The organism is Piscinibacter gummiphilus, assembly GCF_002116905.1.
GTDB classification, from domain to species: Bacteria; Pseudomonadota; Gammaproteobacteria; order Burkholderiales; family Burkholderiaceae_C; genus Rhizobacter; species Rhizobacter gummiphilus.
In genome coordinates this window covers 4,214,565-4,235,862 of sequence record NZ_CP015118.1, presented here as the reverse complement: position 1 = coordinate 4,235,862, position 21,298 = coordinate 4,214,565, and the positions used below count along the sequence as shown (strand labels likewise).

Genomic DNA, 21,298 nt, shown 5'->3' with positions numbered 1-21,298 from the left:
AAAAACGCGGCCCGGAGGCCGCGTTTCTCATTCGCCAGGCGAACGCGCGATCAGATCACGCGGATGTTCGCGGCCTGCAGGCCCTTCTGGCCTTGCTTCACTTCGAACTCGACGCGCTGGTTTTCCAGCAGCGTCTTGAAGCCGGAGCCGGCGATGTCACGGAAGTGCGCGAAGAGGTCGGCGCCGCCGGCGTCCTGAGCGATGAAGCCGTAGCCCTTGCTCTCGTTGAACCACTTCACGGTACCGGTTTGGATTTGGGTCGTCATGGGACGATGTCTTTCTGTCAATCAATCACGAAGTCACGCGCAGCAACATGCCGTGCGTGCAGTCACACTCAAGAGGATGGATCGGGGGGGGATTTACCAACAAACGCCTGGGGGGGCCAGGCGGCATCACATCAATCACTCACCAGAACCGACTTGCGGGTCCCTGTGCGCGGAATCATACACCATCGTCCGGGCGATCCCCGCACAAACCGCAGTTCGCACGCGTGGCCTGCAGCATCGGCGCGACGCTGACACAATGCGCCGATCCCCCGAACCGAAGGAATTCCCCATGAAGACCCGCGCCGCCGTGGCCTGGAAGGCTGGCCAGCCCCTCACCATCGAAACCGTCGACCTCGACGGCCCCCGCTTCGGCGAAGTGCTGGTGGAGATCAAGGCCACGGGCATCTGCCACACCGACGCGTACACGCTCTCCGGCGCGGACCCCGAAGGCCTGTTCCCCGCGATCCTGGGCCATGAAGGCGCCGGCGTGGTCGTGGACGTGGGTCCGGGTGTCACGTCGCTCAAGAAGGGCGACCACGTGATCCCGCTCTACACGCCCGAGTGCCGCCAGTGCAAGTTCTGCCTGAGCCGCAAGACCAACCTGTGCCAGCTGATCCGCGGCACGCAGGGCAAGGGCCTGATGCCCGACGGCACGAGCCGCTTCTCCCTCGACGGCAAGCCCATCCTGCACTACATGGGCACGTCCACGTTCGCGAACCACATCGTGGCGCCGGAGATCTCGCTCGCGAAGATCCGGTCCGACGCGCCGTTCGACAAGGTCTGCTACATCGGCTGCGGCGTCACCACGGGCATCGGGGCCGTGCTGTTCACCGCGAAGGTGGAGGCGGGCGCCACCGTCGTGGTGTTCGGCCTCGGCGGCATCGGCCTCAACGTGATCCAGGGCGCCAAGATGGTGGGCGCCGACAAGATCATCGGCGTGGACATCAACCCGGCGCGCGAGGCGATGGCCCGCCAGTTCGGCATGACCCACTTCATCAACCCGAAGGACACCGAGAACGTCGTCGACGCCATCGTGCAGCTGACCGACGGCGGCGCCGACTACAGCTTCGAGTGCATCGGCAACACGAAGGTGATGCGCCAGGCCCTCGAGTGCACGCACAAGGGCTGGGGCCGCAGCATCGTCATCGGCGTGGCCGAAGCTGGTGCCGAGATCAGCACCCGCCCGTTCCAGCTCGTCACCGGCCGCAAGTGGGAAGGTTCGGCCTTCGGCGGCGCGCGCGGCCGCACCGACGTGCCGAAGATCGTCGACTGGTACATGGACGGCAAGATCAACATCGACGACCTGATCACCCACAAGCTCAAGCTCGAGCAGATCAACGAGGGCTTCGACCTGATGCACCGCGGCGAGTCGATCCGCTCCGTCGTGGAGTTCTGACGTGGAGCGCCTGAGCGAACACGCCTGCTTCGGCGGCACGCAGGGCTTCTACCGGCACGACTCCGAGGTCATCGGCCTGCCGATGAAGTTCGGCGTGTACCTGCCGCCGCAGGCGGCGAAAGGCCCCGTGCCCGTGCTCGTCTACCTCGCGGGCCTCACGTGCACCGAGGAGACGTTCGCGATCAAGGCGCACGCGCAGGAACACGCGGCACGCCACGGCCTGATGCTGGTCACGCCCGACACCAGCCCGCGCGGCACGGGCGTGGCGGGCGCCGATGCGGCGTGGGACTTCGGCGACGGTGCGGGCTTCTACCTCGACGCCACGCAGGCGCCGTGGGCGCAGCGCTGGCGCATGGCCACGTACGTCACGCTGGAGCTGCAGTCGATCGTCGCGCGCGAGTTTCCGGCGGACACCGCCCGCACCGGCCTCTTCGGCCACTCGATGGGCGGGCACGGCGCGCTCACGCTCGCGCTCAGGAACCCGGGCCTGTACCGCAGCGTGTCGGCCATCGCGCCCATCGCCGCGCCGTCGCAGTGCCCGTGGGGGCACAAGGCGTTCTCGGGCTACCTGGGCGACGACCGCGCGGCGTGGGCCGCGCACGACGCCACCGAACTGGTGAAGTCGGGCGCCAAGGCGCCGCCATTGCTCGTCGACCAGGGCCTCGCCGACAAGTTCCTCGCCGAGCAGCTGCACCCGCACCTGTTCGAGGAGGCCTGCCGCGCGGCCGGCCAGCCGCTCACGCTGCGCCGGCACGAGGGCTGCGACCACGGCTACTACTTCATCCAGACGGTGGTGGGCGACCACATGGCGCACCACGCGAAGCAGCTGTCGGCATGAAGCTCTCGGTGCTCGACCAGTCGGTGTCCCTCGCGGGCTCGACGGAAGACGCGGCCATCCGCGACACCCTCGACCTCGCGGTCACCTGCGAGCGCCTGGGCTACCACCGCTTCTGGCTCAGCGAACACCACAGCCTGCCCACCATCGTGGGCAGCGCGCCGGAGATCCTGATGGCCGCGGTGGCGGCTCGCACCAGCCGCATCCGCATCGGCAGCGCCGGCGTGATGCTGCCGCACTACGCCTCGCTGAAGGTGGCCGAGCAGTTCCGCGTGCTGGAGGCGCTGGCGCCGGGCCGCATCGACCTGGGTGTGGGGCGTGCTCCCGGCGGCGACATGCGCACCGCCCAGGCGTTGAACCCGCACACCTTCGGCACGGCCGACCATTTCCCCGGCCAGGTGCAGGACCTGATCGCGTGGACGGGCGGCCGGCGCCACAAGGGCATCGACGCCCACCCGCGCGGGGAGTTCTCGCCCGAGGTGTGGGTGCTGGGCAGTTCCGACTACGGCGCACAGCTGGCCGCTCACATGGGCCTCCCCTACGCTTTCGCGTACTTCTTCTCCGACGGCCAGGGCGCGCGCCAGGCCATCGACCTCTACCGCCAGCTGTACCGCGGCAGCGAACGCCATCCGAAGGCATCACCCACGCTGTGCGTCTGGGCGCTGGCGGCCGACACGGAGGCGGAGGCGCAGTACCACGCGCTGAGCCGCGAACGCTGGCGGGTGGATCGCGGCCGGGGCGTGCTGCGTCCGCTGCAGTCGCCGGCGGTGGTGGCCGAACAGCCGTTCACCGAAGCCGAGATGGCCACCGTGGGGCCGATGCGCGAACGCGGATTCGTGGGCAGCGGGCCACAGGTCGCGCAGAAACTGAGACAACTGGCACAGGACTTCGAGCTCGAAGAACTCGTCATCAACTGCTGGGCGCACAATCCTTCCGTGCGCCGCCGTTCCTACGAGTTGCTGGCGCGAGAGTTTGACCTGACGAGCGGGACCTGATCATGAACTTCATCGACTTCGAACTGCGTGGCGAATTCATCCCCCTCGACGCCCTGCTGAAGGCGACCGGCATGGCCGGCAGCGGCGGTGCCGCCAAGGCCATGGTGGCCGACGGCCTCGTCGCGGTCGACGGCGAGCGGGAACTCCGCAAGACCTGCAAGGTGCGCGCGGGCCAGGAAGTGGCCGTGTCGGGGGCGTGCGTGCGGGTGCATGCGCCGACGATGCCGGCGCCGCTGGACTGACGCCGGTGGGTTTCGGGCGGGGTGGGGCCCGAGGCGTGCGCTTGCCGACCGCCCCATGCCTGTGAGCCGCGCTCTCGCCGACACGCTGGCCATCCTGCATGCGCTGCTGGTGGCAGCGCTCCTGATGTCGGCCGCGTACGTCTGGCACCTCCGGTGCGAAGGGTTCGGTTGCACCGGCATCGGCGTGGCATGGTTCGCCTGGGCCGTGATCTTCCTCCTTGTTTCCGTCCTGGGATTCGGGGCCGGCCGGCTGGCACGGGCCCGGCCGCTTGCCCGGCAGGTGGTGCGTTGGGGTCTGCGCGTGCAACTCGCCGTGGGTGCGGTGTTGCTGGTGGTGTGGGTGAGTCACCAGGTCGCCTGAACGCTCCCTCGGCGGGGGATCTGTTTCACACGGAGTCTGGTCTGTTGCTTGAACTTCGAGCAGGGCCGGGGGGGGCGCAAGTGAAAGAGGTGGGCCTTCTGCTGCAGCGAGCGAGTCCGGACAGTGCGCCGGTCGACACGCTGGACCGCTCGACCGAGCGGCAAACCTCCATGGATCGTCACGCGATCCCATCCGAGAAATTTTAGGCAGCCTATGTTGCTACGCCTAAACACTTAGGGGGAACGACGCGTGCTCCCGAGTCCGGCGGGGCTGTAGGATTCGTGCGGTCGCTTTGAGCTTTTGTGCTGGCGGCTTATGCGACGGCAGAGCTGAATAGGCGGTGCGGTCGGAAGGAAAACAAAATGTCTATCTCACGTTAGAGCCCACGAGACAGTGGGGCCGTGTCATGCCTGCTCCCGTGCGCTGGCAGAGGCGCTCCGCGCTGTCAGCCGCGCTCGCTAGAACGGGGCGTGGAAACTTTGCGCATGGTCTGCGCCGTGCTTCGCGATGCAGCGTTCAAAGGCCTCGCTGCGGCCAGGCTCTGCGTTTCTGCATCGGCGCGGGCTGCCCGTCCTTCGGCGGTCAGCGGGCGGCCGGTGTGACGCGCTGCACGTGCGGGCGCTCGGTGCAAAGGTGGAGCGGTGGAGAGTGTTCGGGCCGTGTCGTAGAGTAGGGGCCTGAGCAAGAACGAAACAGCACCTGGGGAGGTCGCGTGGTCGAAGGTTGTTCTCACATCCAGCAGCAGGCATCGGCGTCATGCCAGCCGCGGTGCGCATGGTCTGCGTCGTCTGGGCCTTGTGCTGCAAACCACCGGTCTAACCCGTCCTTCGAGCGGACGTGCCAAAGCTGGCTTCGCCAGCTTCGTCCCGCCGCTCAAGTACAACGTTAGGCCCCGCAAACAGTCATCGCGCTATGTTCGAGAATCTCTTCAGCCGGAAATCCGCATCGCCCAAGTCGGACGAGGTGCCCAAGAGCCTTGTCTTCGCGTCAACAGTCGCGCTTGAACAAGCTCTCGATGGGTCCGATGCTGCCTTCGAGCGATACTACTTCGCGCTGTACCACTGTGGGCCAGAAGAACGCAATGATCTCAATGTGAGGCGTACAGGTGTTCAGCAGCAGTTCCCCGATAAGTCAGTGAGGGTTGGAAGTAAATTCATTCTTGTTGGCGAAGCGGCATTCCAAGTTGTGTCCGCCTACTATCAGGCGCTCGCGCTTCATGGCAGCCCCGAAGATTTTCGCGACTACGCAAGCCGCCGCCACGACGAGATTGTCAGAAGGCACAGAGTGAGCCAATCGCTTCCTGTTCCCATCGATCTCACAGAGGGGCAACTCTGTGCCGACCCGGCCCTTGACTTCTATGTCTGCCTTGCTTTGTCAAACGGGCAAGTTTTCCAACGAGGCAGTTGATGGCACGGAAGAGCAAAGTAAAGCCTAACCCCTCCATCGAGCGGACGCCCCAAAGCCTTCGGCTTTGCGTCGCCGCTCATGTCAAACGTTAGAGCCCGCGAACCAGTGCGCTGCCTCCTGCCGGCGCTCGTGTGCTTGTCGATGCGGTGAACCGGCGTGTTCCGCGTCTGGTCAGCGAGGTGCGAGCAGCGAAATACCAAATGCCACAGCCCGCTCAGGCGTGCCAGCTGAGGTCGCGCATGGTCTGCGTGGTGCTCCGTGAAGTCGTGTTCAAAGGCCTCGCTGCGGCCAGGCTCTGCGTTCCTGCATTGGCGCGGGCTGCCCGTCCTTCGGCGGTCAGCGGGCGGCCGGTGTGATGCGCTGCACGTGCGGGCGCTCGCTGCAAACGTGGAGTGGTGGAGCGTGTTCGGGCCGTGCCGTAGAGTAGGGGCCTGAGCAAGAACGAAACAGCACCTGGGGAGGTCGCGTGGTCGAAGGTTGTTCTCACATCCAGCAGCATGCATCGGCGTCATGCCGGCGGCGGCGCGCATGGTCTGCGTTGTCTGGGTCTTGTGCTGCAAACCGGTCTAACCCGTCCTTCGAGCGGACGAGCCAAAGCTGGCTTCGCCAGCTTCGTCCCGCCGCTCAAGTAGTACGTTAGGCGCAGCGGGTGGCCTACATCGCTTCTACTGCCGAGATGATTCGTTCTGCGGCCGCGAGCGCGTCGCGGATCGCGGCCACACTCGTCGGCGTGTGGGCGGGGGCTGTCGCGCCGGTTGACGCCGCAGTTGATGCGAGCAGGGTCGCCAACGCCGCAAGCGGGTACTTGCCCAACATGGATCCAGGTGTTCTCCTAGTCCTCGCCATGATGTTTGCTGCAGCTGTTGTCGCAATGATTCTGCTTGCCGAACTAGTTCGCTGCTGGGCATTGGGAGGCGCTCCGTTGAAACTGCTTTCACAAGCACTGCTGGGCGTCGTTGCAGCCGCTCCCGTTGGTCTGTCTCTCACAGTGGATCGGTTCCATGCGACGGGGCCCGCTATCGTGGGAATTTCAGGAGTTGCGATCCTTTTGTTTTACGCTGTCATGGGCTTGTGGTCTTCGCTGCGACGTACTGGCACTGCCAGGTCGAGCAATGAGGCCTAACCCATCCATCGAGCGGACGTGCCACGGCGGGCTTCGCCCACCGCGTCCCGCCGCTCATGTCAAACGTTAGGCGCTCCAACCATATGGTCACCTTTGTTCAAGCACGAAAGATCGCCGAGGCATGGGTCGATATCGTCTCGGATGGCAGTGGCACCCTCGACCGAGAGCGAACGAAAGTCAAGCCATACGGATGGTTGTTCTGCTGGAACAGCAAGACTTACCTGGCCGATCGATCCCGAGACGAGGAGGCTCTTGTTGGAAATGCCCCAATATTTGTCGATCGAGTCAACGGAGAGGTCTATTGCCCTGGCCCCAGGAGCGCCGATTGGTTCTCTGAGTATGAGAAGACAATTCCCCCAGCAAGACTCGGCATGCGCCCTGAGCTTCCAGATTGGGACGTTGAATAGTCGTTCGACCCACGGCGAATCGTCGGCTTTTCTGTGCCGAGCGCCTAACCCTTCCATCGAGCGGACGTGCCGCGGCGGGCTTCGCCCGCCGCGTCCCGCCGCTCATGTCAAACGTTAGGTGCTATGAATACGCCCGTCGCTGTCACCGAGCATCAATGGAGCTCTCCTGAGCTTCCGCTTCTCTCGCTGAGCGTCTCGGCATCCGAGCTCGCGCAGGCATTTGGAATCCCCCTTCAATCCTGGAGTGAAGACGGCCTTGGTCAAGCCCATGGCTTCGCGTGCCGCCTTCCATCCGGCTTCGTAGTCTTAGTCCAAGAACTAGAGCACGCACGCGAGCATCTCGGGGAAAAAGGAGCTACTGTGCTGCTCGAATACGCCGATCTGGCAGCTCGAGAAGTTGCGAGTGCCATCGAGGAAGTTCTCGCTGCATTCGGTCTTGCGGCTCACCACGTAACCTGGATTCAGTCCGAAGCCAATGCACGTTCCCTAGGCAGGCACTAGAAAATTGCTAGGAGAAAATGAATGCACACAATGGCGCCTAACCCATCCACCGAGCGGACGTGCCACGACGGGCTGCGCCCACCGCGTCCCGCCGCTCATGTCAAACGTTAGGCCGTAGAGGAGCGAACACATGAGTAGTCAGTCGAGCGCCATGTCAAGCCGAATCGCTTTTCTGACCGAAATGGCAGTTGACGCGCAGAGGACTGGAGAGACTCTCTTTTATGTTCGCATCCCAGGAGACATCAATCCGCTCGAGCGCGAGAATCGTTTCGAGGAGCCTCTTGATGCAGCACTCAAGGGTGCTGGGCTAGGAGAAGTCGCAGGCGGTGGCGAACAAATGGGCAACGGAAACGAGATCTTGTACTGCGGGCTCGACGTCTACATCAAAGACAGAAAGGCAGGTCTCCAGTTCCTACGCAAAGCGCTGAGGTCGCTGGAAGTTCCCGCAAAAACAGTCATTGAAGAATTCCTGCCTCAATGGCAGCAGCACGAACTGTGAGTCGGCGGCCTAACCCATCCATCGAGCGGACGTCTCCAAAGCGGCTTCGCCACTTTGGCGCCGCCGCTCATGTCAAACGTTAGGCGCCACGAGATGAATCGCCGCACACTACTTGGTTCTCTTCTCACCTTGTGTCTGAGTTGCCTTGGGGGATGCGTTGTGGAGTTCGAGGTACTCGTAGCCAACCAAACGGCTAATCCGGTCGTAGTTGAAATTGGCCAGTTCCACTCGCACGGCTTCGATGGCACGCGACCAAAAGCTTTCACACCAGACCTGCTCATCCAGCAACAAGTGCTTCCCCTTTCCGCTGGAGAAGTTCGAAAGATTAAATTCAATAGCGGAGCCGGTGGCTTTTGGCTGCGTTGGCGCGTCATCGAGCCAAGTTCTAAGCAAGAAGAGAGCTTCACGCTAGACCTAATTCGCGAAGAAAAGTCAATTTCCATCCGATAGGCAGCTTGCAGTGGCGCCTAACCCTTCCATCGAGCTGACATGCCCCGGCGAGCCGGGGCATGCAGCTCATGTCAAACGTTAGAGCCCACAAGCCAGTGGGGCCGAGTCATGCCGGCGCCCGTGTGCTTTCAGATGCGCACTGCGCTGTCAGTGGCGCTCGCTAGAAGGGCAAGATCAGTGGCTTCGTTGTGGCGGTGTCGAAGTGGGACGGGCCGAGTTCAAAGGCCTCGCGTCGGGCAGGCTCCACATGCTTGCATCGGCGTGGGCTGCCCGTCCTTCGGCGGTCAGCGGGCGGCCGGCGTGAAGCGCTGCACGTGCGGACGCTCGCTGCAAACGTGGAGCGTTGGAGAGTGTTCGGGCCGTGCCGTAGAGTAGGGGCCTAAGCAAGAACGAAACAGCACCTGGGGAGGTCGCGTGATCGAAGGTTGTTCTCACATCCAGCCGCAGGCATCGGCGTCATGCCGGCTGCTGCGCGCATGGTCGGCGTCGGCTGGGTCTTGTGCTGCAAACCACCGGTCTAACCCGTCCTTCGAGCGGACGCGCCAAAGCTGGCTTCGCCAGCTTCGTCCCGCCGCTCAAGTAGTACGTTAGAGCCCGCGAGCCAGTGGGGCCGTGCCATGCCGTCGCTCGTGTGCTTGTCGATGCGGTGAACCGGCGTGTTCCGCGTCTGGTCAGCGAGGTGCGAGCAGCGAAATACCAAATGCCACAGCCCGCTCAGGCGTGCCAGCTGAGGTCGCGCATGGTCTGTCTGGTTCTCCGCGAAGTCGTGTTCAAAGGCCTCGCTGCGGCCAGGCTCTGCGTTTCTGCATCGGCGCGGGCTGCCCGTCCTTTGGCGGTCAGCGGGCGGCCGGTGTGATGCGCTGCACGTGAGGTCGCTCGCTGCGAACGTGGGGCGGTGGAGAGTGTTCGGGCGGTGCCGTAGAGTAGAGGCCTGAGCAAGAACGAAACAGCACCTGGGGAGGTCGCGTGGTCGAAGTTTGTTCTCACATCCAGCAGCAGGAGTCGGCGTCACGCCGGCCGCGGTGCGCATGGTCTGCGTCGTCTGGGCCTTGTGCTGCAAACCACCGGTCTAACCCGTCATTCGAGCGGACGTGCCACAGTGGGCTTCGCCCACTGCGTCCCGCCGCTCAACTCCAACGTTAGGGCGCATCAATGCACATCGCGCTATCCGATGCTCAGGCGCTTGTCACCGCATTCCGGCGGAACTACGACCTACCAGCCGACCTCGCCTTCTCTCACGTGGATCAGAGCCTGTTCCCTTTGGCAGTCGTTCCTATCGATGAAGTCGAGCCATTCGAGCGGGCGCCTGGCTTGCCAGGCATCGTTGCTGCGCGTGCGAACGCCATCCTCCTAGAGATTTTCGAGAAAAAGCCACTGTATCCAGTGAACGTTTACGAACAGACAGCGTCCCTAGCCGCTCGCAGATTCAAGCTCTATCACGGCTTTCATCGCTACTACATTTCGTTGGCTATCGGCTTTTCTCATATCCCGGTGGCCATCAATCCCACGGGCACTGAAAATGCGCTCTAACCCTTCCATCGAGCTGACATGCCCCGGCAAGCCGGGTCATGCAGCTCATGTCAAACGTTAGGCCCCATGGCAACACAGGAATACAACGAGCGTCTTTGGTTCACGCATCAAGGCTGTAGCGGCACGCACTTCGTTGTCGGCAACCCGCACACATTTCCAGGCCGTATGCTTGGCTGGTGTTTGCTGAAGCAGCGTTCGTTCTTCTTCTCTAAGAACGAGATCGAGGAATGCTCACCAGAAACCGCGGCGTGGGTTGAAGGCTTCCTGGCGGGCAATGAGCCGTCGCCTCCCAAGAATGGCGAAGGCGACGTCGAGTTTGCCAGCCCGCAATACAAATCCTGGTTGGCCAACATGCAAGCGTTTCGCGAGTGTGGCTTCCTTGATGTCGGGGGAGGCGATAGTGCCTAACCCGTCCTTCGAGCGGACGCGCCAAAGCTGGCTTCGCCAGCTTCGTCCCGCCGCTCAAGTCAAACGTTAGGCTGGAAGACATGCGCAACTCACTCGCTCTGCGGCGTGCGTTCATTTTGGGGGCGCTGGTGGTCAGTATGATCATCGTGTTCAGCCCTTGGCTGCTATATGGCATTGGGCTTCACGGAGTACTGGGCAAGCCGCAGCTGCCAGATCGTATTGCCACGGACGTGGAACAGATGGAAATTTGGCGCGCCTCACGTGGGGTTGGGCGGCCCGAGGTCTACCGGCTGAATCCATACACGTACCTTGCGTCACCGGCAGGAGTAAACGCACGGGCCGGAATATTGGTTGCTTGGCAAGTTGCCGCGCGGCATCTTCAAGAGAACCGGCGCTACAGGGGCATGCATTGGTGGCACTTGTCTGGAGCGGCGCTTACCGTTTGGCTTACGCGGAACTGGTCTATGGAGCAAATGTTGTCCAAGCTTGCAGAAGGCAAGGCGACCAATGCGGCCTAACCCGTCCTTCGAGCGGACGTGCCAAAGCTGGCTTCGCCAGCTTCGTCCCGCCGCTCAAGTAGTACGTTAGGCATCGGCAATGGAAACACCGCTTACCGACGCAATCGATCGCGGCGACCTTGAACTAGCTGCACGTCTCCTCCGCAGCGGAGAAGATCCAAATCAGCCAAATGGCTTCGGGGAGTCGCCTTTGATGGTGGCAGCCATGTCCAGAAGTACCTCCGCCTTAGAGCTGCTGGCTGCTCATGGAGCGGAGGTCAATCGCTCTTACAAAGATGGATGGACCGCCCTTCACGCTGCCGTCGATCACTCTATCGACTCAACAATCCAGAAGGGTGGAACACCTGGAGAGGAGCCAACAGAAGCTGTTCTTTGGTTACTCAAGCATGGAGCGGATCTCGGCAAAAAGACTGATCAAGGTGAAACAGCACTCGATTTCGCAGAGAGCTACAACTCATCAACCATGGTCACAATACTGCGAAGGCCTCAACCGGGTTACGCGCGCGATGCCTAACCCTTCCATCGAGAGGACTCCTTCCGGCAGGCTTCGCCCGCCTACAGTCGCCGCTCATGTCAAACGTTAGGCGTCGCCGAATGCAGCCTCAGAACTACCTAGTCATAGACTTCGAAGCCACTTGTTGCGATGCAGGAACGGTCCCGCGTGAGCACATGGAGATCATCGAGTTTGGGGCAGTGATGGTTAGCGCATCTACCTTGCAGATCGTTGATGAGTTCCAGAGCTTCGTGCGCCCCTCGAGGCATCCAAAGCTCACTGCCTTCTGCACCAAGCTCACGTCCATCAATCAGAGAGACGTTGATGCAGCGCCGGTCTTCAAGGATGCCGTCAGCAGTTTCAAAGCCTGGCTCTATCGGCACAACGGTTTTGTCTTTTGCTCTTGGGGGGACTATGACCTCAAGCAGCTTCGGCAAGACTGCGATTTTCATAAAGTCCCGTATCCGATCAGCGCACCTCACGTGAACGTGAAGCGTCTGATGGCAGAGAGGCAAGGTCTGTCCAAGAAGCCGGGACTCGGCGAGGCGGTTCGACTCGCTGGGTTCGAGTTCTCTGGCACGCATCACCGCGGGATCGACGATGCTCGGAACATTGCTAGATTGCTGCCTTATGCGTTCGGCGAGGCGCGCGTCGGCGCCTAACCCTTCCATCGAGCGGACGTGCCCCAGCGGGCTTCGCCCGCTGCGTCCCGCCGCTCATGTAGAACGTTAGCAACTGTGTTGCAAGTCAAGCTCCGGAGACCAGGGGGAGTGATGCTTGAGCATGGCGTTCATGATCACGAGGAGCTTGCGCATGCAGGCGGTGAGGGCGACCTTGGCGGGTTTACCTTGGCTGCGCAGGTGTTTGTAGAAGGCCCGGATGACGGGGTTGCAGCGCATGGCGCTGACGGCGGCCATATAGAGCGTTCGGCGTACTTGGGCACGGCCACCCCAGATGACGCGATCGCCCTGGTGCTTGCCGCTGTCGCGGTTGAAGGGCGCCACGCCGACCAGCGCGGCGATTTGCCTTCGGGTGAGCGTTCCGAGTTCAGGGAGCAGGGCCACCAGGGTGGCACGCGTGAGCGAGCCCACGCCGGGGATGGCCTTGAGCAGATCGTCTTTGTCGCGCCAGGCGTCCGACGTTCGGAGCGCGTGGGTGAGGTCGATGTCGAGACGGCTGATGCGCTCGTCCAGCCAAGCGATGTGCTCGCGCAAGCTGGCTTTCTGGAGCGCGGAGGCGCGTTGGATGCGCAGTTTTTCCTGCACGCGCATCTCGACGAGCTGGCGACGGCGAGCCAGCAGGTCACCGAGGGCACGGGTGTGCTCGTCCGGGAGTTCGCGCACCTGTGGACGGATGGCCGCGGCGAAGGCGGCCAGGATGAGGGCGTCGATGCGATCGGTCTTGGCCAGTCGGCCACGGGCCTTCGCATAGTCACGCACCTGGCGTGGGTTGACGACGGCCACGGGCAGGCCAGCGGCGGCGAGCGCGCTGGCCACAGCGGTTTCCAGGCCGCCGGTGGCTTCCATCACCACGAGGGAAGGGGGATCGGCCAGCAGTCGCTCGGTGAGGCCAGCCACGGCCTCGTCGGTGTAGTCGATGCGAAGCGTTTGCCCCGAGAGCCAGGCGACATCGAGCCAGTCCTTGGCGATGTCGATGCCGAGGAAAGAATCTGGGTTGTTCATTCAGGTACCCTGCCTTGCAAGAATCCGGGCTCCAGAGGGCCCGATCAACTGTTCGGGTTACAAGAACATCCGACCCGGCGCCCCGCGCTAACGTGCGGGCTGGTTGGCCCAAGGCTTCAACGGGCTGCCGGGTCGGCAACCGCAGGTGCAACTGCCGCCTGCTCAGGTGCCGATTCTTCTGCGGAATCGGTGGTTTGAACATACAAGGCTCGATCGAGTGAGTTTGGGCATGCCGAACCTGCGTCCGTCCCGAGCAACACTCGTCGTCCTGCTGACGCTGGCCGTCGTGGCGAGTGCTTGTTGTTTCTGGGTGATCAGCGCCGACGTCGATTGCGGCGTTGATCGTTGGGTCTGCGGCGAGCTGATGGGCGCGGGTGGGGTTGCCGTGGTGGCGGGCTTCGGGTTCGCTGCGCTGTTCACCTCAGCGGTTGTTCTCACGAGCCTTGCCATTTCATGCATCCATCGGCGCGCGAAGGTTCTGGAATCTGGTCGAAGGGCTTGGCTGGTTTCAGCCGTGCTCGCCGTCTCGCACTTCCTGGCGTTCGGTCTTCTCGCCTTGCTGGGGGCTTTGCCCGTTGGCTGGGAGTGGTGGCAGGGTGCGTTCGGCGTGCTCGCGCCGCTCGATCGCGGGCCGGTGACGTTGATGGTGCAATGATCCTGTCTGTGTCCGACCCATCCATCGAGCCGACGTGCCACGGCGGGCTTCGCCGGCTGTGTCCCGCCACTGATGCAGTGTGAAGCAGCATGAAGCCGATTCTGAGAAAGGCCGTGAAGAGCGATGCCGCGGCAGTCGCTGAAGTTCTGATCTCTTCCAGACAGACGTTCATTCCCTATGCACCAATCGCCCATGGCGCTTCAGAAGTCCGCACATGGGTGGAGAGCATGCTCATCCCATCCGGAGGTGTCACCGTTGCATGCAGTTCCGGGGCCGTGGTCGGTGTGTTGGCCACGTCTCAAGCAGATGGAGTCTCCTGGATCGACCAGCTTTACTTGCTGCCAGGTTTCGTGGGGAAGGGCCTTGGTGCGTTGCTCCTTCGACATGGGCTTGTGTCTCTGGCTCGGCCGGTCAGGCTCTACTCGTTCCAGGCCAATGCCGGGGCGCGCCACTTCTACGAGAGGCATGGCTTCTGCGCGGTTGCGTTCAGCGACGGCAGCATGAACGAAGAGAGATGCCCGGATGTCCTGTACGAACTCGCTGCCGGCGGAGAAGATGCCGCCTGACCCCCATTGAACGCGGCGCCTGGCGGCACCGCTCAACTCGAACATGAGGCCCCAACAATGAAACGTCCCACCAGAAAGCAAGTGCAAGACCTTCACGCCGCGGACCTCGATGCGTCTCCGTGCTGGGAGTACGCCAGCGATGAAGAGGGCCGGAAGGGGCAAGACGAGTGCACCGTCCGACCACTGGACTTGCCCAGCCTTCCGACGACGCGCCACCAGGTCATGGTTCAGGCGGTGTTCTTCTTCCCGAATGGGCGAGTCCGGATGGGAATGATCACTCTCATTGCGGGAGACGATCCCTCCGGTCATCAGCCGGTCCTCTTTGTGGGGAAGAAGGGGAGGGAGCATCTGTCCTTCTACAACGGCTCGTTCGAACCCAGGAAGTCAGAGGTACGAGCCTTTGCTCGGGGTCTCGAGAAGGTGTGTCGATCACCGTTCCCGATCCGGTATGTGTCCACCGTTCAAGCTGCTGATGGGCGACCCCTCGGCTACGGAGAGCTGAGTGGGTTGTACTGGCTCGCGAACTGGAGAACGAACGAACTTCGCTGTGCAACCTGATCCGTCCCCGCGCCCATGGAACGTCAGGCCCCGCCCATGCAAGACCTCGCCGACCGCTATCTACTGGCTCGCCGAAAACGCTGGTTCCGCACGCGCCCCGTCGTTGCGCAGCGCGGGTTGCCGTCCGAGCGTGAGCTTCTTTCGCTGGAGCAACGGATCGGCTGTGCATTGCCGTCGGATCTGCGCGCCTGGCTTTCGACCGTTGGGTTCTGCGACATCGACGACGAGTTGAGTTTTCGGGCCGAATGGTTCAACGCGCTGGACCCGGGGCAGCTGGCTGGCGCGGTGCTGTTCGCCCAGGACATCCTCGGACGCTTCTACGGGTTCATGCCGACCGACGGCCGAATCGTCTTCTTCGCTCGCTCCGAGCCGGGTCTTGCGGTGCTGGCGACAAACTTCCGCGAGTTCCTGCAGCAACTCGCCGACCGGGACTTCAACGTCGTGGATTGGGCGGATTCGGTTGAACTGACGCCGTATCAATGGAACGTCGATGCTGTCTACGATGGCAGCATCGGGTCAGGTGCCCGATGACACGTGTCGAACTCAAGGTGCTGGACGCAGGGGCGTACGCCGAGACCGTTCGCGGAAAGCTCCCGTTCGCGATCCTGGAGAAGGGTGTCGTGGTGGTCCGCTCACAGCTCGGCCCGGAGGTCCCGTTGAACGAACACCTGGTCTGGCTCTGGGGCATGGTTCAGCACGAAAGGCGCGTCCTCAAGGCGGCGACTTCCGCGGGGGCGCGCATCACTTGCGAGTGCGTCGTTCCGCGAGGCCCGATCACGGTGATGCCGAACGGGGCTGAGTTGCTGCATTTGCTCGGTGCCGAGTTGCTGGTGCTGCCCAAGTGAAGCGTTGGCAACAGGGAGACCCAAGTGCGTGTCGCTCTTCTCACTCCGGACCAGCACGAGTCCATGGTCGACTTGCTCTGCGAGCTGAACGCCTACTACCACGAAGCGGACCCCGCCTCGCGGGAAGCCGTCTGCGATCACTTCTTCAGGAACCTCATCGCGCCAGCATCTCCGCTTCTTCTTGCCGCAGCGACTGGAGAGAATGGCAAGGTTCTCGGGTTCGCGGCCTTCTTCTTCGTTCACTCGCTTGTCGAACCCAACCCGGAGAGGTCTCGCCAATGTACGCTCAAGGAACTCTTCGTGAGTGCCGCGGCGAGGAGTCGGGGCGTTGGCAAGGCGATTGTGTCGTGGGTGGCTCGTCATGCACTCGAGCATGGCTGCTGCCGAATCGATTGGCCTGTCAACGCCGCGAACCATCGGGGAATCGCGTTCTACGAAGGCCTCGGAGCCGAGCGCCAGGTCGAACGGATCAGCCACCGGCTCTCAGGTGAGAGCATGTCCAGGCTGGCGAACGAGGCTGCCGTGCGCGGCTCGGTGGCGGACCCTTCCATCGGGCAAGCGTAGGAATCGGGTCGCCTGCCAACCGCCGTTCAAACCCAACGTCAGGAAACCCAACAGATGCGTGTGATTCAATCTCCTGAGCCCGTCGACCTCGACAGCAAAGAGCGTTCAGTCTTTCTTGCCGGAACCATCGACATGGGAGGATCGCAGGATTGGCAGGCGGACCTGGTCGCCGAGCTCTCATCGGCGCGTGGTGTGGTGCTGAATCCACGACGCAGTCACTGGAGTGCCGACTGGCCTCCCGACGCATCCTTCCCGATCTTCCGGGAGCAGGTCGAGTGGGAGTTGAATGCCATGGAGGCGGCGGGAATGATCGCCTTCTACTTCGCCCCGGGTTCACAGGCGCCAGTCACCCTCCTGGAGTTGGGTTTGGCCGCGCGCACCGGGAAGGCCATCGTCTGCTGTCCTCAAGGCTATTGGCGCAAGGGAAACGTCGACGTGGTCTGTCAGCACCATGGCATCAAGACCGTTCCAGGCATCGAAGGGCTTGCGCAAGAGATCAGAGCCTACCTTCTTGGCGCAGGACCTTCCGATGCTGCGGCCTGATCTTGCCCGGAGAAGGCCCATGCCAACGGTCAACTTCCCATGGCTCTGCGTGGCGTTGCTCGCGGTCACCGTCGCATCCTCCGCCTCCGCACACCCCATTGAAGACGATGTCGACGTCGAGATCAACCGCCTGGAATCCAAGTACACCGGCAACAAGACCATGGTTCTTGCGCTCGCCAGGCTGCGGCGCTCGTGGCGAGACCATCAGGAGGCTCAATGCTTCTTCGAGAAGACGGCGGCGGCCGGAGGAACCGTCAGCAAGCCCGTTCCGCCGGAGGCCGGGAAAGCCCACCGGGCGTGTGTCGATCGCACCCGGGCAGAAATGAAATCAGCGCTTGCCAAGTACTGAGACGTGACCCGGAGCGCCGTGCACCGTCTCTCATCCGAAACGTCAGAAAAATGGAAATGCCCAAAGTCTCATCACTGCTCATGGTTGCGGTTCTGTCGGCCGCAGGGTTCCGGGCCGACGCCGCACCGCTGCACAAGTGCGTTGTCAATGGCACGGTCACCTATCAACAGGCGCCATGTGCTTCGACCCAGCCCCGAAAGGAACCGACGCTCGAAGAACTGAATGCCGCGGAGAAGAAAAAGCGTGCCGCGGCTGCGTCCGCTGCAACTGGCGCCGGAACCCGCACGCCGAGCGCTCCCGCGACAGCGGCCACTTCGGGCCGATTCAGCTGCGACGGGCGGCAGTACTGCTCTCAGATGAGGTCGTGCGACGAGGCGAAGTACTTCCTTGCGAACTGCCCGGACCCGAGGATGGACGGCGACAGGGATGGCATCCCTTGCGAGGAGCAATGGTGCACTCGTTGATGGCACCTGGGTCATGGCTCTCGCGGGAAACCCGAGGCACTTTCGCAGCGGCCGCCGCATGAACCGTCGCGTGATACTCCATTCGTTCAATGGCTCGACTTCGGCCCCGAGCGGCTGCAAGCCGGAAGACAACTACTGGCTCCTCGTCGGGCAGTCTGGAACGGCGTTGGAACCGACGAACGAACGGTCCCGCGTTCTGGTGAAGTTCGACGTCTCGGTGGTGGGTCTTGGCTTGCACTGCCACAACCCGGTTGAGAACACCCTGCTCATTCTTGAGGGCGACTTGCGGGATGTCGAATGGAAGCAGCATTCCTGAGCCATGCAACCTCACGTGACGTTCCACGTCGCAGCGCCGTCCGACGCCGAAGAGCTGGCCGCCCTCCGGATCGAAGCGATGCGGGAAAGTCTGGAGCGCATCGGCAGGTTCGATGCGCAGCGAGCCAGGACGCGGTTCCTGTCGGGGTTCTCGCCTGAACACACCCGCCTCATCCTGCTGGCCGGGCAGAGGATCGGATTCTTCGTCGTCAGGTCGGAAGAGGGGGGACTGTGGCTGGACCACCTCTACATCAAGCCAGGCCATCAGGGCTTGGGTGTGGGCGCCATCGTGCTCGCGGACGTGTTCTCCCGGGCGGACACCCTGGGGTGCCCCGTGCGTGTCGGAGCCCTTCGCGAGAGTGACTCGAACCGGTTCTACGTGCGGCACGGGTTCGTCCTCTTCGAGCAGGCCGAGTTCGACAACTACTATGTTCGCCACGCCGGCACGGCTCGCTTGTCCTGCCCGCGTGGATGAGTGTCCGAGCCTTGCCGTGGAGGCGAGGCCGAGCAAGAACGAAAACAGCACCTGGGGAGGTCGCGTGGTCGAAGGTTGTTCTCACATCGAGCGGATGGCGCTGGCGCACTGCCAGCAGGGCCGGGCTTCGACCGCATGGGCTCACCGGGCCGTACCGGGCATCGTGCGGACGTGCTTCAGCGGGTTCCGCCCGCTGTGTGCCGCCGCTCACGTCGCGGCTTAGGCAGCATCGAGTGCGCCCCATGCCATCGACAAAAGGGCCGTTCCCGTCGGCCTCGCAAGCGGCCCTGCTTCTCCTGGCAGGATTCTTGTTCCAGTACCTCGTCAGCGCCCTGCTGCACGACGTTCGCCAGCTGTCCGGCCTGACGAGCGCACAGAGCGGCACCATGACGATGCTGTTGTCCAACGGACTGCTGATCGCCGCGGTGGTGCACGTGCTCGGACTCGGCTATCGCGACATCCTGCACCCGAGCACGACCTCTCCAGCGGCCACCTTCGTCTTTCTGGTTCCGCCAGTGCTTCTTCTCCTGCCACTGGTGCTGCTGCTGGACATCGTCGTGGTTGGTGCGATCGAAGCCGTGTTTCCCGTTTCGTCGTGGGAGCAGCAGGCGTTCAACGGCATGGCGGAGTCGACCCTGCCCGCGGTGGTGGCGGCATGCATCCTGGCGCCGGTCCTGGAGGAGATGCTGTTCCGCGGCATCCTCTTGAGGGCGTTCCTGGAACGCTACCCGCGCGGTCTGGCGATCGGCTACTCGGCGCTCTACTTCGGAGCGGCGCACCTCAACCTCTATCAATTCGTGCTGGCCTTCCTGGCGGGGCTCCTGCTCGGCTGGCTCTACGAGCGCTCGCGTTCGCTTCTTCCCTGCATGGCCTTGCATGGGGCATTGAACGTGAGCGTCAGTGTGTGGGGAAGCCTCGGCAAGGGATCGTTCGCCAGCGACGACCCTTTCGCGGTCCCCGCATCGGTCTGGTTCGCTGCAGCTGCAGCCGCTGCTGTCGGGACGTGGGTCCTGCGCCGGTTGCTGGGCCGTCGGTCGGGAGTGCGGGATGCTGCCTGACACGGGTGCATTGAAGGTTCGGGCCTGCTCGTTCGACGGTGATCTCCTTGCCGAAGCCTGGGCCTGACCTTCATCGAGGAACGATGTCCATGACCACCGTGGTTCCGGCAGACTGCACACTCGAACTCGTCTCGGAGACGGCCGTGGGCCAATACCGGTTCGGTCCGGACGGCTCCGTGTCCGTGACGATCGGCATGAAGGACGGACCGGTCTGTGCTCCGGCTTGGGTGTACCGGGTCGTCAGCGACACCAGCATCGAGCTGTGGCGGGAGGAGGAGCGGTTGGAGCTCTGGACGGAGATCCAGCGGGTCGACGACACGCTGCACGTCACGTGCCGCGGCAGCCGGCTCACCTTCAGGATTTCTCCGTGAGCCCGCCGATGGCCCGACATGCAGCGCTTCTGCTCTGCTCGCTCGGCATCCTCTCCAGTCCAGCCTGGGCCGCGGAGAGCCAGTGTTACGGCACCGTGGGCCACGGACGCATCGAGAACAGCGTCAAGCTGCCCACCTCGGGGCCGAACTTCACTGCCTACAGCTCGCTGGGGGCCGCCGCGGGCCGGACCCACGTCCACGCCAAGGTCGCCGACATCGTGCTGACGGCGTATGGCGAGCTGGCGAAGGTGCAGCCGCGGGCCACCTACGTGTACGGCGAAACGGGTTGGGCTTCCGGTGGCCGCTTGCGCCCGCACCGGACGCACCAGAACGGCCTGTCCGTCGATTTCTTCGTCCCGGTGCGCAATGCCGAGGGGAAGTCGGTTCCGCTGCCAACGGGCCTCACGAACAAGCTCGGCTACGACATCGAGTTCGACAAGGCGGGCCGGTACGGCGAGTACACGATCGATTTCCCCGCGCTGGCGGAGCATCTGTACCAGCTCCAGCAGGCGGCCCGCGCGAAGGGCTCGGGCCTCTCGCGGGTCATCCTGGACCCGGCCTATCTGCCCCAGCTGTTCGCCACGGCGCGCGGGCCGCACCTTCAGAGGACGCTGCCGTTCATGAAGGGCACGCCCTGGGTTCGTCATGACGAGCACTACCACGTCGACTTCGGCGTGCCTTGCAAGCCCGACACATGAAGATCAACCCGCTCCCTTGGGTCGCCTCCGTTGCGCTGCTCCTGTGCGACGTGGTGGTTGCAGCGCCGTGGAAGGAGCCTGCCGCGGGGACGCAGGCGATTCCGTACAAACGGGTTTCCGAGGCGTTCAAGGCGCTCAAGAACCTGGACGGGGCCACCATGAGTGGCGATGAGGCGCAGGGATATTCCTTCAGGCAGGCCGACGGCAGAACCCAATGGTTCTTCACCTCGTTCAAGCACGCCGCACACCCTGCGGTGGTGAGACGGATTTCTCCGGTGAACGGTCAAGGGCGAAGCGAGATGGCCATCCTCTGCGAGAAGAGGTCCACCGCATGCGAGAAGCTTCTTGAATTGTTCGCGGGCATGGACGGACCCATCATGCTGAAGAGAGTGGTCGGCACCCTGCGGGCCGTACCTCCGAGAGACTGGAGTTCCGGCTATGGCTCGCGGTTGATCGATGCGTTCCGGGCGAATCTCCCCGTGTCAGGCGATTGGCCCGATGATGTCTTCGCCGAGGTGGAAGTCGACATGGACCGAACCGGGCGGATCGTGGGCTATCGACTGATCAAGTCGAGTGGCATCGAGGCATGGGATGCCGCCGTGCTCGGTTCCGTGGAGAAGACGGAGGTGCTGCCGCTGGATTCGGACGGCACCGCGCCTCTCCGCATCGTGATGGCCTTGTGGTCGCGACCCAGATGAGCCGTTGTCGCCGGTGCAGGAACGAC

At 63.3% G+C, this 21,298-nt stretch carries 28 protein-coding genes; 26 read left to right on the top strand and 2 right to left on the bottom strand.

Going from position 1 to position 21,298, the window contains the following annotated elements; genetic code table 11:
* Positions 1-50 precede the first annotated feature (50 nt).
* Positions 51-266 (bottom strand): cold-shock protein, encoded by a 216-nt coding sequence (locus A4W93_RS19180; protein WP_085752130.1) that lies wholly within the window; start codon positions 264-266, stop codon positions 51-53.
* Between the two features lie 289 nt (positions 267-555).
* Between A4W93_RS19180 and A4W93_RS19175 the strand changes: the two genes are divergently transcribed.
* The 12 genes from A4W93_RS19175 to A4W93_RS19140 all read left to right on the top strand — a co-directional run bounded on the left by A4W93_RS19175 (position 556) and on the right by A4W93_RS19140 (position 12,093).
* On the top strand, positions 556-1,662 hold the full coding sequence (locus A4W93_RS19175) for an S-(hydroxymethyl)glutathione dehydrogenase/class III alcohol dehydrogenase (RefSeq protein ID WP_085752129.1): 1,107 nt from the start codon (positions 556-558) through the stop codon (positions 1,660-1,662).
* A gap of 1 nt (position 1,663) precedes the next feature.
* On the top strand, positions 1,664-2,500 hold the full coding sequence (gene fghA, locus A4W93_RS19170) for an S-formylglutathione hydrolase (protein WP_085752128.1): 837 nt from the start codon (positions 1,664-1,666) through the stop codon (positions 2,498-2,500).
* A complete protein-coding gene (locus tag A4W93_RS19165) occupies positions 2,497-3,492 on the top strand; it encodes an LLM class flavin-dependent oxidoreductase (RefSeq protein WP_085752127.1) in 996 nt (331 codons plus the stop codon). The genes fghA and A4W93_RS19165 overlap by 4 nt, the downstream gene beginning before the upstream one ends.
* Before the next feature lie 2 nt (positions 3,493-3,494).
* The gene (locus A4W93_RS19160; protein ID WP_085752126.1) at positions 3,495-3,734 is read left to right on the top strand and encodes an RNA-binding S4 domain-containing protein; all 240 of its coding nucleotides are present in this window, start codon (positions 3,495-3,497) and stop codon (positions 3,732-3,734) included.
* 55 nt (positions 3,735-3,789) lie between these two features.
* Positions 3,790-4,095: a hypothetical protein gene (locus tag A4W93_RS19155; RefSeq protein ID WP_085752125.1), complete on the top strand. Its 306-nt coding sequence runs from the start codon at positions 3,790-3,792 to the stop codon at positions 4,093-4,095.
* A gap of 912 nt (positions 4,096-5,007) precedes the next feature.
* A complete protein-coding gene (locus tag A4W93_RS29770; RefSeq protein WP_157131706.1) occupies positions 5,008-5,502 on the top strand; it encodes a hypothetical protein in 495 nt (164 codons plus the stop codon).
* 1,179 nt (positions 5,503-6,681) lie between these two features.
* Positions 6,682-7,032, top strand: a complete 351-nt coding sequence (locus A4W93_RS30790) for a YrhB domain-containing protein (protein ID WP_085752124.1) — start codon at positions 6,682-6,684, stop codon at positions 7,030-7,032.
* Positions 7,033-7,663: 631 nt separating this feature from the next.
* Complete coding sequence (locus tag A4W93_RS29765) at positions 7,664-8,032, top strand: hypothetical protein (RefSeq protein WP_157131705.1); 369 nt, start codon at positions 7,664-7,666, stop codon at positions 8,030-8,032.
* A 1,602-nt stretch (positions 8,033-9,634) separates the two neighbouring features.
* On the top strand, positions 9,635-10,012 hold the full coding sequence (locus tag A4W93_RS29755) for a hypothetical protein (protein ID WP_157131703.1): 378 nt from the start codon (positions 9,635-9,637) through the stop codon (positions 10,010-10,012).
* Between the two features lie 66 nt (positions 10,013-10,078).
* A complete protein-coding gene (locus A4W93_RS29750) occupies positions 10,079-10,420 on the top strand; it encodes a hypothetical protein (RefSeq protein WP_157131702.1) in 342 nt (113 codons plus the stop codon).
* 597 nt (positions 10,421-11,017) lie between these two features.
* Positions 11,018-11,452 carry an ankyrin repeat domain-containing protein gene (locus A4W93_RS19145; protein WP_085752123.1) on the top strand — a complete coding sequence of 145 codons (435 nt, stop codon included), beginning with the start codon at positions 11,018-11,020 and terminating at the stop codon, positions 11,450-11,452.
* 56 nt (positions 11,453-11,508) lie between these two features.
* Positions 11,509-12,093: a 3'-5' exonuclease gene (locus tag A4W93_RS19140; protein ID WP_085752122.1), complete on the top strand. Its 585-nt coding sequence runs from the start codon at positions 11,509-11,511 to the stop codon at positions 12,091-12,093.
* Positions 12,094-12,159: 66 nt separating this feature from the next.
* Here the strand turns inward: A4W93_RS19140 and A4W93_RS19135 are convergent, their stop codons facing one another.
* Positions 12,160-13,113: an IS110 family RNA-guided transposase gene (locus A4W93_RS19135; protein WP_085752121.1), complete on the bottom strand. Its 954-nt coding sequence runs from the start codon at positions 13,111-13,113 to the stop codon at positions 12,160-12,162.
* A 229-nt stretch (positions 13,114-13,342) separates the two neighbouring features.
* On the opposite strand from A4W93_RS19135, the gene A4W93_RS19130 reads away from it, so the two are divergent.
* The 14 genes from A4W93_RS19130 (at position 13,343) to A4W93_RS19070 (ending at position 21,272) form a co-directional block, all read left to right on the top strand.
* The gene (locus A4W93_RS19130; RefSeq protein ID WP_085752120.1) at positions 13,343-13,768 is read left to right on the top strand and encodes a hypothetical protein; all 426 of its coding nucleotides are present in this window, start codon (positions 13,343-13,345) and stop codon (positions 13,766-13,768) included.
* 89 nt (positions 13,769-13,857) lie between these two features.
* On the top strand, positions 13,858-14,334 hold the full coding sequence (locus tag A4W93_RS19125) for a GNAT family N-acetyltransferase (protein ID WP_085752119.1): 477 nt from the start codon (positions 13,858-13,860) through the stop codon (positions 14,332-14,334).
* 594 nt (positions 14,335-14,928) lie between these two features.
* Positions 14,929-15,423, top strand: a complete 495-nt coding sequence (locus tag A4W93_RS19120; protein WP_157131701.1) for an SMI1/KNR4 family protein — start codon at positions 14,929-14,931, stop codon at positions 15,421-15,423.
* Entirely contained in the window at positions 15,420-15,737 is a 318-nt protein-coding gene (locus A4W93_RS19115; protein ID WP_085752117.1) for a hypothetical protein, read from the top strand. Before A4W93_RS19120 ends, A4W93_RS19115 begins: the two co-directional genes overlap by 4 nt.
* Positions 15,738-15,800: 63 nt before the next feature.
* A complete protein-coding gene (locus A4W93_RS19110) occupies positions 15,801-16,301 on the top strand; it encodes a GNAT family N-acetyltransferase (protein ID WP_085752116.1) in 501 nt (166 codons plus the stop codon).
* 54 nt (positions 16,302-16,355) lie between these two features.
* Positions 16,356-16,844, top strand: a complete 489-nt coding sequence (locus tag A4W93_RS19105) for a nucleoside 2-deoxyribosyltransferase domain-containing protein (protein WP_085752115.1) — start codon at positions 16,356-16,358, stop codon at positions 16,842-16,844.
* Positions 16,845-16,863: 19 nt separating this feature from the next.
* Positions 16,864-17,193, top strand: a complete 330-nt coding sequence (locus tag A4W93_RS30100) for a hypothetical protein (RefSeq protein WP_169726562.1) — start codon at positions 16,864-16,866, stop codon at positions 17,191-17,193.
* Positions 17,194-17,243: 50 nt separating this feature from the next.
* Entirely contained in the window at positions 17,244-17,657 is a 414-nt protein-coding gene (locus A4W93_RS30630; RefSeq protein ID WP_169726561.1) for an excalibur calcium-binding domain-containing protein, read from the top strand.
* Between the two features lie 58 nt (positions 17,658-17,715).
* Positions 17,716-17,973 (top strand): hypothetical protein, encoded by a 258-nt coding sequence (locus A4W93_RS19095; protein WP_157131700.1) that lies wholly within the window; start codon positions 17,716-17,718, stop codon positions 17,971-17,973.
* Between the two features lie 15 nt (positions 17,974-17,988).
* Complete coding sequence (locus tag A4W93_RS19090) at positions 17,989-18,447, top strand: GNAT family N-acetyltransferase (protein ID WP_320409200.1); 459 nt, start codon at positions 17,989-17,991, stop codon at positions 18,445-18,447.
* A 308-nt stretch (positions 18,448-18,755) separates the two neighbouring features.
* Entirely contained in the window at positions 18,756-19,505 is a 750-nt protein-coding gene (locus A4W93_RS19085; protein WP_157782192.1) for a CPBP family intramembrane glutamic endopeptidase, read from the top strand.
* Between the two features lie 89 nt (positions 19,506-19,594).
* A complete protein-coding gene (locus tag A4W93_RS19080; RefSeq protein WP_157131699.1) occupies positions 19,595-19,876 on the top strand; it encodes a hypothetical protein in 282 nt (93 codons plus the stop codon).
* Entirely contained in the window at positions 19,873-20,574 is a 702-nt protein-coding gene (locus A4W93_RS19075) for a penicillin-insensitive murein endopeptidase (protein ID WP_237357580.1), read from the top strand. Before A4W93_RS19080 ends, A4W93_RS19075 begins: the two co-directional genes overlap by 4 nt.
* Positions 20,571-21,272 carry an energy transducer TonB gene (locus tag A4W93_RS19070; RefSeq protein WP_085752108.1) on the top strand — a complete coding sequence of 234 codons (702 nt, stop codon included), beginning with the start codon at positions 20,571-20,573 and terminating at the stop codon, positions 21,270-21,272. The genes A4W93_RS19075 and A4W93_RS19070 overlap by 4 nt, the downstream gene beginning before the upstream one ends.
* The last annotated feature ends 26 nt before the right edge of the window (positions 21,273-21,298 follow it).